This is a genomic window from Paraburkholderia sp. WC7.3g, from assembly GCF_050436345.1.
GTDB classification, from domain to species: Bacteria; Pseudomonadota; Gammaproteobacteria; order Burkholderiales; family Burkholderiaceae; genus Paraburkholderia; species Paraburkholderia podalyriae.
This window is the reverse complement of the sequence record NZ_JBNDMA010000002.1, coordinates 2,456,217-2,470,756: the sequence shown is the minus strand read 5'-3', so window position 1 is coordinate 2,470,756 and position 14,540 is coordinate 2,456,217. Positions and strand designations below refer to the sequence as shown.

Here is a 14,540-nt window from a genome sequence, read left to right as displayed (position 1 = left end):
CGCTTTTATTGATTCGCGACTTCGTGATAAAACTCGACGCATTCATCCAGCCTCGAGGAGAGTTCACCATGACAGCTCCGGCCCCGGTCACGCCCGCCGGCACCCGGCCCACAGCCGCCCATTCGCCCATGTCCTCAACCGCAACCGGTGTCAAGCTCAAGGTTCACCCCGTGATACTCGCGGGCGGCTCGGGCACCCGTCTGTGGCCGATGTCGCGCGAGCAGCATCCGAAGCAACTGATCGGCCTGCTCGGCGAAGAGTCGCTGCTGCAATCGACGACCCGCCGGCTCGACCGGCTCGAAGCCGGTTATCCGCTCGCCGGCCAGCTCGTGGTCGTCGCCAACGAAGAACAGCGCTTCACGACGGCCGAACAGTTGCGCACGAGCGGCAAGCCGAGCCGGCTGATACTCGAACCGGTGGGCCGTGACACCGCGCCCGCGTTGACGGTGGCGGCGTTGTCCGTCGCCGCGCAGGACGAAGACGGCATCATGGTCGTGATGCCCGCCGATCACGCGGTCACCGACAGCGAAGGCTTTCACGCGGCGATCGCCGCCGGCGTTCAGCACGCGGCGGCCGGCCATATCGTCACGATGGGTATCGTGCCGACGCGTGCCGAAACCGGTTACGGCTATATCCGCATCGGCGCGCCGCTCGGTTCCGATGATGCGCAGGATGCTCCGGATACCGAAGCACCGGATCGCCTCAACGCGCACCGCCTCGACCGATTCGTCGAAAAGCCGCATCTGGAGCTCGCGCAGCGCTATGTCGAATCACGCGAATACTGGTGGAACAGCGGCATCTTCATCATGCGCGCATCGACGTGGCTCAAAGCGATCCGCCATTTTCAACCGGCCATTTGCGAAGCATGCGAGGCGGCCTTCGCGGGCAGCAGCACGGACGGCGACTTCTTGCGCCTGCAGCGCGATGCGTTCAGCGCGTCGCCGTCGAATTCGATCGACTACGCCGTGATGGAAAAGCTCGGCGGCGATCAGGGCGTCGCGTCCGGCGTGGTCGTGCCACTGGCGGCCGGCTGGTCCGACGTCGGTTGCTGGGACGCGATCTGGGACATCTGCGAGAAGGACGCCGATCGCAACGTGAGCCGCGGCCGCGTGATGTTCGAAGGCGCGAACTCGACCTTCGCGCATTCCGAAGGACGACTGATTGCCTGCGTCGGCACGCAGAATCTGGTCGTCGTCGAGACCGCCGATGCGATTCTCGTCGCGGACAAATCCTGCGTGCAGGACGTGAAGAAGATCGTCAACCGGATTCGCGAGGACGGCGGGCTCGAGGCGGCCAATCATCGCAAGGTGCATCGGCCGTGGGGCAACTACGATTCCGTCGACACCGGCGAGCGCTTCCAGGTCAAGCGTATCGTCGTGAAGCCGGGCGCGCGGCTGTCGTTGCAGATGCATCATCATCGCGCGGAGCACTGGATCGTCGTGCGCGGCACGGCACTCGTCACGCGCGGCGACGAGCGCTTTATCGTGTCCGAAAACGAGTCGGCTTATATTCCGCTCGGCGTCAAGCATCGCCTGGAAAACCCGGGCAAGATGCCGCTCGAAATGATCGAGGTGCAGTCGGGTTCGTACCTGGGCGAAGACGATATCGTGCGCTTCGACGATACGTACGGACGGCAATGACCCGCGTCCGGTCGCAATGATGAAGCGGGAACCTGCGGCGGCGTAACGCGGCCGCGGGGACCGCCGGGCTCATCCCACGTGCGAGATGAGTTCCATGTAGGTCGCCGAAAAGCGCTCCGTGGTGCCGCTGTCGGTCGTCACGGTGGGTGCGCTTGTCACGCCCGCGGTCACGGCGTCGGATGGATAGCGACGCAGCGGCCCGCGTAATGCATTCAGTGATGGCTTCAGCGGCCCGTGCAACGGTGCACCATGATTTGCCGCCTGATTTGCGCTGCCACTGATCGACGCCGCATCCGGCACATGACGCAGGCCCGACATCGGTCGGCCCACGGACCGCTGCGCGGGGTCGGCCGACGCGGGTGCCGACGCAGGTTCGGATGTGGCATCGGCCATCGCGGTGGCCGCCGCATCGGTTGCGCATTCGCGATCGATCCACTGACGCGCCCAGTCGAGCGCGAACTGCTGCGCGTGTTCCGGATGCAAGAAGCGCGGACCGACAAGGCCGGAACGCTCGACGCGCCTGCCGTCCCTGATGATCTCCGCCCACGCGCGGTACATCGCATTCGGCACTTCCTCGACCACCACGTAGATCAGATAACCGCGCGAATCGGCGACTTGCGTGCCGCGCGGAGCGAGCGTCATCGTCAGCGACGGGCGCGGCTCGTCGGCCGCCACGGGCTCGAACGCGCCGGACGCGGCTGGTTGGACGTGCATCTGCGCCGCCGTCACGGCCGTCGCGAACGCGGTTGTCGTCGCCGGATCAGCCGGCGCCGCCGCTGACGGAAGCCCGGACAATTGCCGCGTGATGTCGCCGATCGGATCGGCCGTGCGCCATGGGCTCAACGTGCTCGCGACGCCGGGCGCCTGCCACGACTCGGGACTCTTCCACGACACGCCGCGCAGCGTGTTGTCGTCGCGCGGACTCGGGGTTTGCGCAACCGGTGCCTCGGGTCTGGCCGTAACGGGCGGCGCCGGTTGGGGAATGTACGCGAAGGTGCGCCCGCTCTGCGACAGCAGGCGGACCATCTCTAGCAGGGTGCCGTTAAGCTGCCACTCTTCGAAGCGGCGGCGGCACGTGGGACCGGACGGATAGCGGCCCGGCAGCTTCGACCACGGCTCGCCGGTGGTCAGAATCCACAGTACGGCATTCGTCACGATGCGTGGTTCGGCGCGCGGCCGGCCGCGCCGGTTCAGACGGACGGCCGGCTCGTCGGAGACGAGTGGTGCGAGCAGCGCCCATTCGTCGTTGTTTAGCTCATCGAAAAACATGGATTTTCTCCACGCGGCCTGGCCTGGCCGCGGCTTTGGGCCTGCCACGGATTCTCAGCGTTCACGATCCGTATGCGACCCTCGGTTGCACAAATCTGTTTTGTCCGTTTACCTCGCTGGAGCAGTCCGCCCGTAATTGGTGCGGCTCTTCCTTATTGCGAGGCACAGGACGTGGTCTCACTCGTGCATGGGAGAATGTGTGCACGAAGCATACCATCGCATTCTTTGCATGAGTACGGCTGAGACAAGTGTTACGGAAAGAAACAATCTTTTCCGTTTCGCTGCATCGATTCACGCATTGCCGTAACAGAAGCCGCTGCTTATCCGGCATCGGATCTGCCTATTGCAGAGCACAATACCGCAACAACGAACCGAATGGGATTTAGAAATGCAATTGCCGATCCAGCATGCATTTCCATGCCTTTTGATGGTTGTTGGGAGCGTCGGTCTCGCCCGTCGGCGCAAGGACGGCGACGCGCATGCCGGCCACTGCGCATGCGCGGAGTTCGACGCGTGACAGAGACGACGACGTCACTTCGAGCGACGTTACGCGCGCACCGGTTTCGATGCGTGCTCGCCGACTACCGTGGTCCATTCGCGCACGCGCCAGCGCGTGACGAGTCCGGAGAGCACATATGGATCGGCCTTGGCAAAGGCTTCGGCGACCGCCGGCGAGGCGCCGGTAAACAGCAGCACCGCAGCGTCGGTCGGCTCGGCGAGCGCGCCGGCCAGTAGCAGTTCGCCCCGCTCGGCGGCGGCCCATGCGAGTTTCAGATGCGCGTCGCGGTACTCGCCGCGCCGCTCCAGATAGTCAGGTACAAGCTCGTACATCAACAGGTAATGCATGGTAAGGCTCCTCGCAAGGATGAAGGTTGCCGTCAGGTGGCATGCATCGGGTCGCGGTTAGGCATAACGGCAGCGACCTGATTTCATGCCTATTTTTTATTCAGGTGCATTTGCAGCAAGGAAGAAATTCAAATTGCGTGATGGGAATAGATCAAAATACCGGGCATCGTAATTTAATTTCAATATGCTTGAAATAATCCAGTCAACTAATCTGCATCGCATAACAGGATTCCCGCTACCTTTGATTCGATCGTTTCAAATGCGGCATCCCCGGTCGCAGCGCGCCACTCAGGGAAAACGAGCGCCGGGCGCTGTCAACCAGAATGCATTTCGGGCCGTTCTGGCAGACGGCATTTGCCATAATGGATGCGCCGATGGGCTGCCGGACGCCGTCGTCGCCCGCGCGCATGAACGACCATAAACGTTTTCACCACCGATGGAGTGTCCCATGAGAATCCAATCCGCTATTGCTACGCTGGTGCTGGGCGCGGTACTCGTATCGCCGGCGTTCGCGCAGAACAGCCAGCAAACCAAAATGGCCGACTGCAACAAGCAGGCCGGCGACAAGAAAGGCGACGAGCGCAAGGCGTTCATGAAAACCTGTCTGGCCGCGAAGCCGGCCGCCGCCGCGCCGATGAGCCAGCAGGACAAGATGAAGACCTGCAACAAGCAGGCGGCCGACAAGAAGGGCGACGACCGCAAGACGTTCATGAAGACCTGTCTGTCGTCTGCGCCGGCCAACTGAGCGACAGGCGTAGCCATCCCCCATGCCGGCGCCCGCCGCTCGACGCGGCGCCGGCGCATCGTCCCACCCACGATGCGCATCGATCGAATCCCCCCGCTTCGCGGCCCACCCGCCGCAACGCGCCGTTTTCTTCTATGATGGCTGCGGAGACGGCCCACCCTCATATATAGAACAGTCAACTACGCGGGCCGCCATCTTGTCGTTGGTGCTACTGAGCATCGATTGGAGGCAAAGATGGTATCGAAGCATAAAAACCGCTGGTTAAGGCGGTGGTTGCTGGTCATCATATTTTGGGCCGTACCCGTGGCGATCGTCGCGGTCAACGAGGTCCGTGAGGAAATGTCGTACAACGCGGTCGATCTCGACCGCGCGCTGACCACCTGGACTTTCACCGGCGCGCAGCGCGCCGCCGGCGCGCCCGCGCATTGCCACGGCAAGCCCGACGAGGCAAAAGCCGCCGGCTGCCCGGCCGACGTGCTGGCCGCCAACGCGCCGCGCCAGCAGGACGCCATCAACGAATACAGCGTGCGCCGCTCAACGCTGGTCTCTTATCTGTGGCACGCGTTCGTCGGCTATTGGGTCGTGCCGGCGGCGATCCTGTTCGCGATCGGCGTGATCATCGGCATGGTGCGGCGCGCGCTGCGGCGCCCGCCCGCGATCAAGAGTCCGGCGAATCACGGTTGAACGGCCACTGTGCCGCTTGCACTCTGCTGCGATTCGACGCGTCGAAACAACATGTCCGTTCTCCACGTGGAAGGCCCGCCGCGCGACGCGAAAATCGGTAAAAACCGGCGCGTCGCATGGCCGCGTCGAAGGGTCCCCTAAATCGCCGCGTCCGGGCGCCGGTCGGCTTTGCTCCCGTCCAATCATTGCTCGACGCATGTTCCGACGTCACGCGCACGGCCGGTCAAAATTACTGACGAAGCTGTTGCGATCAGCCTTAAACCCTTGTCACATAAGGCTTTTAGCGTCGCCATGCAATACGCCTTTTAAACCGCCGTGTGTTATAACTTAAAGGCAACCAGGCGACACCACACGGTTGCGCCCCGGATCCATGACGGAGAAAAACGATGCAAAGACGACACTTCATGTTGAAGACGACCGCTGCGCTTGCTTTCGGAGGCCTCGCACTCGCCGGGTGCACGACCACGGGCAACACGCCGGACAATGCTCATGTCGACGCCTCGAAACGACAGTCGATCGACGCCAGCGTCGACGGCACGCTGTCCAAGCTGTTCACGACCGTGCCGGGCTCGCGCGAGCTGGTGTCGAAGGCGCGCGGCGTGCTGGTGTTCCCGTCGGTGCTGCAGGCGGGCTTGATCGTCGGCGGCCAGTATGGCGAAGGCGCCTTGCGGGTGGGCGGCGCGACGGTCGGCTACTACAGCACCGCGTCGGGCTCGTTCGGCTTGCAGGCGGGTGCGCAGTCGAAGGCGATCATCTTCCTGTTCATGACGCAGGATTCGCTCGACAAATTCCGCAACGCGAACGGCTGGTCGGCCGGCGTCGATGCATCGGTCGCGCTCGTGAAGATCGGCGCGAACGGCGCCGTCGACACCACCACGGCCACCGCGCCGGTGCAGGTTTTCGTGATGACCAACGCGGGCCTGATGGGCGACGTGTCGCTGCAAGGCACGAAGGTCTCGCGGCTGAAGATCTGAGCGCGTTCATTGGCACGCCTGGCTGAACCCGTGCGCGCGCACCCCGACGCGCGCGCAGGTGTTGCATCCGGATCGCATCGCGGCGAAGGCTGCGCGGAGGACCCTGTGCGGGTCGTCGCGCGGTCTTTTAGTTGTGTGATGCCGATGCCGCCGGCCAGGCGCGAAATAAATCTCAAGCGCGAAAAAAAAACGGCGCTGCGCGTCACGCACCGCCGTCCTATGCTTCGACACGTCCCAACGATCCCGCGTCAACCGCCCGACGAATCGACCACCGTGAACCTCGAGCGCTTCTGCGCGCGAATCACCGACTGATACGCCTCCACATACTGACGCGCCATCCGGTGCGACGTGAAGCGTTCCTCGAAGCGCCGCCGCACGCCCGCGCGCGGCACCTTGTGCAGCCGGTTCACGGCCGCCACCGCGCCGATCTCGTCCTCGACGATAAAGCCGGTCACGCCCTCTTCGAGCACTTCGGGCACCGAGCCGCGATTGAACGCGATCACCGGCGTGCCGCACGCCATCGCCTCGATCATCACGAGACCGAATGGCTCCGGCCAGTCGATCGGAAACAGCAGCGCATGCGCGCCTGACAAGAACTCGGCCTTCTGATGATCGGCAATCTCGCCGATGTACTCGACGTACGGCAGGTCGAGCAACGGCCGGATATCGCGCTCGAAGTATTCGCTGTCGGCCGCATCGACCTTGGCGGCGATGCGGATCGGCAAGCCGCACCGGCCCGCGATGCGGATCGCCGTATCGACGCGCTTTTCCGGCGAAATCCGGCCGAGAAACGCGAGGTACTTCTGCTCGACCGGTTGCGGCGTATAGAGCTGTTCCGGCAGGCCGTGATAGACCGTGGTGAGCCAGCGCGCCTGCGGCAGCGGATGACGCTGCGCATTCGAAATCGAGATCACGGGCGCGGTGTTGAACGTGTCGAACACCGGCTGCTGCTCGGGCAGATCGAGCCGGCCGTGCATCGTCGTGACGAACGGCGTGTCCTGCCGCTTGAATACCGAGAACGAGTAGTAGTCGAGGTGGAAATGCAGCACGTCGAACTCTTCGGCCTGGCGGCGCACGAGTTCCATCAGCAGCATATGCGGCGCGATGCGGTCGCGAATGCCCGGATCGAGGCGCAGCGCGCGCGGCCACACCGCTTCGAGCTTCGCGCTGGTGACGGAGTCGCCGCTCGCGAACAGCGTGACGTCGTGGCCCTGCTCGACCAGCGCCTCGGTGATGTACGACACGACACGCTCGGTGCCGCCGTAAAGTTTCGGTGGCACCGATTCGGTCAGCGGGGCGATCTGCGCAATTTTCATATTGTGTCTCCATGGACCGACGACTGGCGCGCGAAAAGCGATGCCGTCGGCGACGACGAGTATGACAGTGCCATGACTTTGGATCAATGCACGCGGCGCATCGGCATCGGATGCATCGTCGCTAGGGTCATTATTCCCTGGCATCGGCGCGAAGGCCGCAGGTCTTGCAATTGCTCGGTGCTGTTACACGCGGCTTACATCCGGTGACGCCGGGCTTTGGACCCTCCCCGCGCCGTCACGTGTGGCCGCTGCCCTCGCCAGACGGGCGCACCGGCATGCTGCGCAGATCATCGAGGAAGGTGTCGCGCCACACGCCGAGATCGTTCTTGCGCAGCGCGGCCATGTTGACCTCGTGACGCCGCTGGCGCGCATCGAGCGGCATCTGCAGCGCGCGTTGCAAGGCTTCGCACATGCCGATCGCGTCGTGCGGATTGACGAGCAGCGCGCCGGACAGCTCGGCCGCGGCGCCCGCGAAAATCGACAGCACGAGCACGCCGGGATCGTCGGGATTCTGCGCGGCGACGTACTCCTTCGCGACGAGGTTCATGCCGTCGTGCAGCGGTGTGACGAAGCCGATCTGCGACTCGCGGAACAGCGACATCAGCTTCCAGCGGTCGTACTGCTGGTTCAGATAGCGGATCGGCGTGTAATCGAGCCCCGAGTAGCGGCCGTTGATCCGCCCCGCCTCGTATTCGAGATCGTGGCGGATCTTCTGATAGGTCGCGACGTCCGAGCGCGTCGGCGGCGCGATCTGCACGAGCGTGACGTTGCCGCGCCATTCGGGCGAGCGTTCGAGCAGCAGCTCGAACGCGCGAAAACGCTCGACGAGTCCCTTCGAATAATCGAGCCGGTCGACGCTCATGACCAGCTTGCGCCCTTCGAGGCTTTGCTTCAGGTCGAGCACGTGCTGGCGGCTTTCGTAGCGCTTGGCCTGCTCGGCGATTTCGTCGGGGAACACGCCGATCCGGTAGACGCCGGTGCGCAGCTTGCGCCCGAACGCCTCGACGATGCCGTCCGCGCCGACCGTGCCGCGCGCGTGACGCGTCACGTAGTCGTGGAACGCCTGCTGGTCGGTAGCGGTCTGGAACCCGAGCAGGTCGTAGCACGACAGCGACTTCGCGAGCTCCTCGTGCGGCGGAATGTTGAGCAGGATCTGCGGCGCGGGAAACGGAATGTGCAGGAAAAAGCCGATGCGGTTCGTCACCCCCTCGCTGCGCAGCGCCTCGGCGAACGGAATCAGATGGTAGTCGTGAATCCAGATGATGTCGTCGGGTTCGAGCAGCTTGACCAGCTTGTGCGCGAGCCACGCATTGACGCGCCGGTAGCCCGCGTACTCGTCGCGCTCGTAGCGCGCGAGGTCGTTGCGGTAGTGGAATACCGGCCACAGCGTCGCGTTCGAGAAGCCGCGATAGTACTGGTCGTAGTCCTTGCGCGTGAGGCCGACGGTCGCGAAGGTCACCGCGCCGTCCTGTTCGAGCGTCGGCCCCGCGTTGGCGATCGTCTCGCTGACCACGTCGCCGCTCCAGCCGAACCAGACGCCGCCGGCATCCTTCAGCGCGCCGAATACGCCGACTGCGAGCCCGCCCGCCGATCCCTTGGTCTCCGTCGGCGTCGCGACCCGATTCGACACGACGATCAGTCGGCCCATAGTCGATGTCCTCCGTAGTTCTTGTGCTCCGGTGCGCCGCGCTGTCTGAGCGAGCATAACGCTCCCCATAGTAGCAATCGGCGTGCCCCGCATCGCATCGCGCGAGCGCGCCCGCCGCTTGCGGCTCGCCCTACTCCCTACGCCCGATGCGATGCGCGATGCGCGGCTAAGCCTGCTCTTTCGCCTTCCGCGCGACCCCGGCATCGCCAGTGCGGCCGATGCGGCTCGCCACCGGATCCGCTTCGGTGTGCGCGGCGGTGCTGCCGGCCGGCGCCTGCCGGCTGCGCGGCAGCCAGTCGCTCGGGCCAGCGCCGCTGGTCTCCAGTTCCGCCGACACCTCGGCGCGCGCGCGCGGCAAATATTCCGGGTAATGCCGGTGAACGAAATCGAGCAGCCCTTCGCGCACGCGGCAGCGCAGGTCCCACGCGAGGCCGGAATCGGGCGCGCTGACGAGGGCGCGCAACTGCATCGCGCGCTCGGTGCAGTCCGTCACCTGCAACACCTGCACGCGGCGGTCCCATTCGGGCGCGTTCTCGACGATGCGCGCGAGCTCCTCGCGCAACGGCGCGAGCGGCATCCGGTAATCGACGAACAGGAACACGGTGCCGATGATCTGCGAGCTGCTGCGCGTCCAGTTCGAGAACGGATTTTCGATAAACCATTGGAGCGGCACGATCAGCCGGCGCTGGTCCCACAGCCGCACCGACACGTAAGTGCCGGTGATCTCCTCGATGCGCCCCCACTCGTTCTGGATCACGACGACGTCGTCGAGGCGGATCGGCTGCGACAGCGCAATCTGCAAACCGGCGATCAGGTTGCCAAGCACCGGCCGCGCCGCGATACCGGCGACCAGACCGGCGACACCCGCCGACGCCAGCAGGCTCGCGCCGATCTGCCGCACATTGGGCAAGGTCATCAGCGCGCCGCCCACGCCGATGATCACGATCACGATCATCACCGAGCGCGCGAGCACGCGCGCCTGCGTATGGATGCGGCGCGCCTGCAGGTTATCGGCGGAATCGAGCGGATGGGCGCGGATGATCGCTTCGCCGATCGCCGCGGCCGAGCGGACCGACAGCCACGTGAGCGCGGCGATCAGTGCGATGCCGGTGACGTCGCGCACCGGTTCGATGAAGTTGAGGGTATTGGGCGCCTCGGACCAGACCCACGCGAACACGAGGATCACGAGAGCGAACAGCGACGGCTTGTCGATATAGCGCAGCACGACGCTCGTCACCGCATGCGGCTGCGCGAGACGCATCACGATCCGCGCGCCCAAGCGGTGAATGGCGATGGTCACGATCGTCACGATGGCCGTCACGATCAGCGTGCCCAACCACGTATGCAGCGGCGCGGCGGCCATGCGGTAGAAGTCGATAGTAGGCATAGCGGGCATCTTCCTCCGGGCTCGATCAGCGGCGGCGCGCCTGCGGGACTACTGACATCCAGGGGCAGGCCCCCGGCGGGAGCGATGACCTCGACACCCGGGGCGCACGACGGCGCCTGGGCGTTACAACGGGTTCTTCGATGCGCGGCGGTGATCGATCAGCCGCCGCTCTTGCACGGAAACGCCTTGCCGAGTCCCAGCGATATCGCGGTGCTCGCGTTGTAGCCCGCGGCGGTCGGGTTCTCGGCGATGTACTTGCGCACCGCGTCGGTCAACTGCGCCGAGCGCGCATCCGGCGGCAGGCAGAAATACTGGCCGACACGCGGACCGGTAGTGCCGCCGATCGCATCGATCGTGTTGAAGATGCCATCGGCCGCGCCTTCGATGTAGGCCGCGCAGGCGCTACGCGAAGCCACATCCGTCTTGGTGCACAGCTTGTTGAGGTCGCCTCCCGTAAACGCGGCTGCCGAAAGCGGCAAGGCAAGCGCGCCGGCGAAAATCAAAGCCCGCAGCATGGTGTTCCTTTCCAGGGTTGTTTATCACGCGGTCTTCTGCCGCGTCCGGACGGCGCGCCGCGCGGCGCGCCGAAGTCGTCATTCTGCACTGTTTTATGCGGCGGCAGCAGGCCGGCTGCCGCGCGGGTTGGACAAAACGGCCGCAACACGACACGACCGCGCGACGCGCGTGACGCGTCGCGGGCGTCACGGGCGCATCCGGCCGCCTGCCGTCAGCGTCATTGCTTCTGCTGCTGCATGCGCGCCGTGAGTCCCTCGACGACATCCGGCTCCTTGTAGGTCTTCGCGAAATCAAGCGCCGTCATGCCGATCTGGTTTTTCACCGACAGGTCCGCGCCGTTGTCGAGCAACAGCTTGACGGTCGACACGTGCCCGCCGCGCGCGGCCATCATCAGCGGCGTGGTACCGTTGGGCGAGCCCGCGTCGACGTAGGCCGAGTGGTCGAGCAGCACCTTGACGATGTCGTCGTGGCCGTTCGCGGCCGCGTAGTGCAGCGGCGCCCAGCCCTTCTTGTTGACCTCGGCGTCCTTCGCGATCAGCAGGTTCACCAGGCTCAGGTCGCCGGCCAGCGAGGCCATCATCAGCGCGTTTTCGCCGGCCTTGTCCTGCATCTCGATATCGGTCTTCGGATTCGCGAGCAGCGCGGCCGCGACCTTGTCCGATTTCTCGCGCGCGGCGATCACGAGCAGCGGCATGCCCTGATTGTCGACGCTGTTCGGGTCCATCCCCTTCGCGAGCAGCTTGTTGACACCGTCCACGTCGTCGAACTTGACCGACTTGATCAGCGAGTCGATCGGCGCCGCGTGCACCGGCACCGCGACCAGCGCCGCGCATGCGAGCGCGGCGGCACACGCGAGACGGCGCGCGGGCGCGAGAGCCCGGGCGGTCGGCCCGGCGGACAGCGGTTGGAAAGCAGCGGACGACGTCGAAATATTTTTCATATGGTACTTTAGGAAGTCTTCCTATCTCTTTGATGTTATTGCGCTTTTTTTGTTCAGATTGCGAGCGGCGCGGCGCTTCTGAACAGCCTGAAAAAGTTTTGCGTGGTGGCGGCGGCCAGCGCCTCGTCCGACATCTCGCGTTGCTGCGCGATGAAGCGTCCGACATAACTGACGTACGCAGGTTCATTCGGTTTGCCGCGATACGGCACCGGCGCCAGATACGGCGAGTCGGTCTCGATCAGCAAACGGTCGAGCGGCACGCGGCGCGCGACCTCCTGCACGTCGGTCGCGTTCTTGAACGTGACGATGCCCGACAGCGAAATGTAAAAATTCTGCGCGAGCGCCTGCTCGGCGATGGCCCACGGTTCGGTGAAGCAATGCATGACGCCGCCCGGCTCGCCCGCGCGCTCCTCGGCCATGATGCGCAACGTATCTTCCGAAGACGAACGCGTGTGGATGATCAGCGGCTTGTTCGTTGCGTGCGCGGCGCGGATGTGCGTGCGAAAGCGCTCGCGCTGCCACTCCATGTCGGCGATCGAGCGGCCTTCGAGGCGGTAGTAGTCGAGCCCGGTTTCACCGATCGCGACGACCTTCGGGTGCGCGGCCAGTTCGACCAGCTCGGCCACGCTCGGCTCGCGCATGTGCTCATGATCGGGATGCACACCGACCGACGCGTACACGTTGTCATAGCGGCTGGCGATGTCCAGCACCGACGGCAGCGTCTCGAGATCCACCGACACGCACAGCGCGTGCGAGACCGAATGGCTGCGCATGTTGTCGAGCAGTTGCGGCAGACGGTCCGCGAGTCCTTCGAAGTTGATATGGCAGTGCGAATCGACAAACATGGTCAGGTCCTGCGAAAAATGGGCTTGCGCTCAGTCGGCGTGCGAGTTTGCGTGTGCAAGGCGCTTGCCAAGAATTACCAGATCGCGCTCGACGCCGTCCAGCACCGCGACGCGCGGCAGCGTGCCCCATGCGTCGAAGCCGAAGCCGCGGAACAGCCGCACGCTCGCTTCATTGTGACCGAAGACGAAGCCGAGCACCGTGTCGATGCCGAGACCCGGTGCCGCGTCGAGCGACGCGGCCAGCAGTTGCTTGCCGAGCCCTTGGCCGCGGGCGCTTTCGTCGAGATAGATGCTGACTTCGGCGGTGCGCTGATAGGCCGGCCGGCCATAAAAATCGGAAAAGCTGAGCCACGCGATCACGCGGCCCGCCTGTTTCGGATCCTCGACCACCCACAGCGGCCGCTTGTGCGGGGCGTGCGCGTGAAACCACGCTTGCCGGCTCTCGACGCTGACCGGTTCGAGGTCCGCGGTGACCTGGCGCGACGGGATCGTCGAATTGTAGATGGCGACGATCGCGGGCAGATCGTCGAGCGTGGCGTCGCGGTAGCAAAGGCTCATGTCAGTTGGCTTGAATCAAAAAAGACCGAAAGGCTTCCCCGGCTGCGGGTTCACGCAAACAGCGCCCGATAGCCGATGAACAGTTCCTCGAACACGAGCCGTGCGTTCAGCGGATGGTTTTCGACGGCGCGCTGGCGCGTGACCGTGCGCAGAAAACGCGCGAATGCATTGGCGTCGGCTGCCGCGGCGCAACGCGCGAGCGCGGCCGACGCCTGCGGGAAATATCGCGGCGCGCCGGCGGTGCGCTGCGCGAGCAGATCGTACATCCAGCGCTGCAGCCAGCCGAGCACGACCGGCACCGGCAGCTTCTGCAGCGTCTCGCCGCACGCGAATGCGTCACATCCGGCGCCGGCCGCGAGCTGCCTGAGCGTCCAGTCGCGCAGCGGACGGTTTTCGTCGCTGGCGAGCGCGAGCGCGGCGAGCGGCGCGCCGCCCGCTTCGGCAAGCAGCGCGGCGGCGGCGTCGATGCCTTGCGCGGCGAGCCATTGCGCCGCGGTGTCCGGCGCGGGCACGCTCATCGGCCACTGACGGCAGCGGCTGATGATGGTGGGCAGCAAACGGTCGATACGCGCCGACACCATCAGGAACACGACGCTCGCGGGCGGCTCTTCGAGCGTCTTCAATAACGCATTGGCGGCCGCGACGTTGAGCACCTCGGCCGGATACAGCACGACCACGCGCGCGCCGCCGCGATGCGAACCGACGCCGACGAAGTCGAGCAGACCGCGGATCTGTTCGATCTTGATTTCCTTGCTCGCCGCGCGGGTTTTCCTGGTTTCATCGCCATCGGCCTTGTCGGACTTTTCGGCTTTGTCGTCGACGCCGTTGGCGGCGTTCGCGAGACCGGCTTCGGCGGCGAGCGCCTCCGGCACGACGATGCGGTAGTCGGGATGATTGCCCTGCGCGAACCAGTTGCAGGCCACGCACGCGCCGCACGGCTCGCCGTTTGGCTGCGGCGCCTCGCACAGCAGACCCTGCGCGACGTGCTGCGCGAAGCGCAGCTTGCCGATGCCAGCCTGGCCGTGCAGCAACAACGCGTGCGGCCAGTGGCCGCGCAGCTGCCGCAGGCGGTCCCAGTCATCGGCTTGCCACGGATAGATCATCGTTTATCTTTTTGAATCAATAGGATCAGAACGTTATTTCAGAGGTTGCACGAACATCGAGCAGGAGTA

Annotated in this window: 14 protein-coding genes; 4 read left to right on the top strand and 10 right to left on the bottom strand. The window is 65.0% G+C overall.

Features of this window, described 5'->3' with window-relative positions; all coding sequences use genetic code 11:
- Positions 1-68: 68 nt before the first annotated feature.
- Positions 69-1,640 (top strand): mannose-1-phosphate guanylyltransferase/mannose-6-phosphate isomerase, encoded by a 1,572-nt coding sequence (locus tag OKW43_RS22775; RefSeq protein WP_429449998.1) that lies wholly within the window; start codon positions 69-71, stop codon positions 1,638-1,640.
- 69 nt (positions 1,641-1,709) lie between these two features.
- On the opposite strand, the gene OKW43_RS22770 is transcribed toward OKW43_RS22775, so the two are convergent.
- Together OKW43_RS22770 and OKW43_RS22765 are read right to left on the bottom strand one after the other, a co-directional pair.
- A complete protein-coding gene (locus OKW43_RS22770; protein WP_429449996.1) occupies positions 1,710-2,909 on the bottom strand; it encodes a transposase in 1,200 nt (399 codons plus the stop codon).
- Positions 2,910-3,455: 546 nt separating this feature from the next.
- Positions 3,456-3,755, bottom strand: coding sequence for a YciI-like protein (locus tag OKW43_RS22765; RefSeq protein WP_429449994.1), 300 nt, complete (start codon positions 3,753-3,755; stop codon positions 3,456-3,458).
- 448 nt (positions 3,756-4,203) lie between these two features.
- On the opposite strand from OKW43_RS22765, the gene OKW43_RS22760 reads away from it, so the two are divergent.
- From OKW43_RS22760 to OKW43_RS22750, 3 genes are all read left to right on the top strand, one after another.
- Entirely contained in the window at positions 4,204-4,500 is a 297-nt protein-coding gene (locus OKW43_RS22760) for a PsiF family protein (RefSeq protein ID WP_429449992.1), read from the top strand.
- A 234-nt stretch (positions 4,501-4,734) separates the two neighbouring features.
- Positions 4,735-5,184, top strand: coding sequence for a hypothetical protein (locus OKW43_RS22755; protein WP_429449990.1), 450 nt, complete (start codon positions 4,735-4,737; stop codon positions 5,182-5,184).
- Positions 5,185-5,570: 386 nt separating this feature from the next.
- Positions 5,571-6,158: a BPSL1445 family SYLF domain-containing lipoprotein gene (locus tag OKW43_RS22750; protein WP_187635262.1), complete on the top strand. Its 588-nt coding sequence runs from the start codon at positions 5,571-5,573 to the stop codon at positions 6,156-6,158.
- Between the two features lie 248 nt (positions 6,159-6,406).
- On the opposite strand, the gene OKW43_RS22745 is transcribed toward OKW43_RS22750, so the two are convergent.
- The 8 genes from OKW43_RS22745 to OKW43_RS22710 form a co-directional block, all read right to left on the bottom strand.
- Entirely contained in the window at positions 6,407-7,474 is a 1,068-nt protein-coding gene (locus OKW43_RS22745) for a glycosyltransferase family 4 protein (protein WP_187635261.1), read from the bottom strand.
- Between the two features lie 235 nt (positions 7,475-7,709).
- Positions 7,710-9,122 (bottom strand): alpha,alpha-trehalose-phosphate synthase (UDP-forming), encoded by a 1,413-nt coding sequence (gene otsA / locus OKW43_RS22740; protein ID WP_187635260.1) that lies wholly within the window; start codon positions 9,120-9,122, stop codon positions 7,710-7,712.
- Between the two features lie 166 nt (positions 9,123-9,288).
- Complete coding sequence (locus OKW43_RS22735) at positions 9,289-10,509, bottom strand: mechanosensitive ion channel family protein (protein WP_187635259.1); 1,221 nt, start codon at positions 10,507-10,509, stop codon at positions 9,289-9,291.
- Positions 10,510-10,667: 158 nt separating this feature from the next.
- Positions 10,668-11,024 carry a Rap1a/Tai family immunity protein gene (locus tag OKW43_RS22730; RefSeq protein WP_429449987.1) on the bottom strand — a complete coding sequence of 119 codons (357 nt, stop codon included), beginning with the start codon at positions 11,022-11,024 and terminating at the stop codon, positions 10,668-10,670.
- Positions 11,025-11,242: 218 nt separating this feature from the next.
- Positions 11,243-11,965: an ankyrin repeat domain-containing protein gene (locus OKW43_RS22725; protein WP_187635257.1), complete on the bottom strand. Its 723-nt coding sequence runs from the start codon at positions 11,963-11,965 to the stop codon at positions 11,243-11,245.
- A 53-nt stretch (positions 11,966-12,018) separates the two neighbouring features.
- Entirely contained in the window at positions 12,019-12,810 is a 792-nt protein-coding gene (locus OKW43_RS22720) for a TatD family hydrolase (protein WP_187635256.1), read from the bottom strand.
- Between the two features lie 30 nt (positions 12,811-12,840).
- Positions 12,841-13,368: an N-acetyltransferase family protein gene (locus tag OKW43_RS22715; protein ID WP_429449984.1), complete on the bottom strand. Its 528-nt coding sequence runs from the start codon at positions 13,366-13,368 to the stop codon at positions 12,841-12,843.
- A gap of 50 nt (positions 13,369-13,418) precedes the next feature.
- Positions 13,419-14,471 carry a DNA polymerase III subunit delta' gene (locus OKW43_RS22710; RefSeq protein WP_429449982.1) on the bottom strand — a complete coding sequence of 351 codons (1,053 nt, stop codon included), beginning with the start codon at positions 14,469-14,471 and terminating at the stop codon, positions 13,419-13,421.
- Positions 14,472-14,540 lie beyond the last annotated feature (69 nt).

Coding starts and splice junctions, on each gene's coding strand:
- OKW43_RS22720 (WP_187635256.1), bottom strand. CDS start 12,810: ATGTTTGTCGATTCGCACTGCCATATCAACTTCGAAGGACTCGCGGAC.
- OKW43_RS22730 (WP_429449987.1), bottom strand. CDS start 11,024: ATGCTGCGGGCTTTGATTTTCGCCGGCGCGCTTGCCTTGCCGCTTTCG.
- OKW43_RS22770 (WP_429449996.1), bottom strand. CDS start 2,909: ATGTTTTTCGATGAGCTAAACAACGACGAATGGGCGCTGCTCGCACCA.
- OKW43_RS22750 (WP_187635262.1), top strand. CDS start 5,571: ATGCAAAGACGACACTTCATGTTGAAGACGACCGCTGCGCTTGCTTTC.
- OKW43_RS22715 (WP_429449984.1), bottom strand. CDS start 13,368: ATGAGCCTTTGCTACCGCGACGCCACGCTCGACGATCTGCCCGCGATC.
- OKW43_RS22735 (WP_187635259.1), bottom strand. CDS start 10,509: ATGCCTACTATCGACTTCTACCGCATGGCCGCCGCGCCGCTGCATACG.
- OKW43_RS22755 (WP_429449990.1), top strand. CDS start 4,735: ATGGTATCGAAGCATAAAAACCGCTGGTTAAGGCGGTGGTTGCTGGTC.
- OKW43_RS22710 (WP_429449982.1), bottom strand. CDS start 14,471: ATGATCTATCCGTGGCAAGCCGATGACTGGGACCGCCTGCGGCAGCTG.
- OKW43_RS22760 (WP_429449992.1), top strand. CDS start 4,204: ATGAGAATCCAATCCGCTATTGCTACGCTGGTGCTGGGCGCGGTACTC.
- OKW43_RS22745 (WP_187635261.1), bottom strand. CDS start 7,474: ATGAAAATTGCGCAGATCGCCCCGCTGACCGAATCGGTGCCACCGAAA.
- OKW43_RS22725 (WP_187635257.1), bottom strand. CDS start 11,965: ATGAAAAATATTTCGACGTCGTCCGCTGCTTTCCAACCGCTGTCCGCC.
- otsA (WP_187635260.1), bottom strand. CDS start 9,122: ATGGGCCGACTGATCGTCGTGTCGAATCGGGTCGCGACGCCGACGGAG.
- OKW43_RS22765 (WP_429449994.1), bottom strand. CDS start 3,755: ATGCATTACCTGTTGATGTACGAGCTTGTACCTGACTATCTGGAGCGG.
- OKW43_RS22775 (WP_429449998.1), top strand. CDS start 69: ATGACAGCTCCGGCCCCGGTCACGCCCGCCGGCACCCGGCCCACAGCC.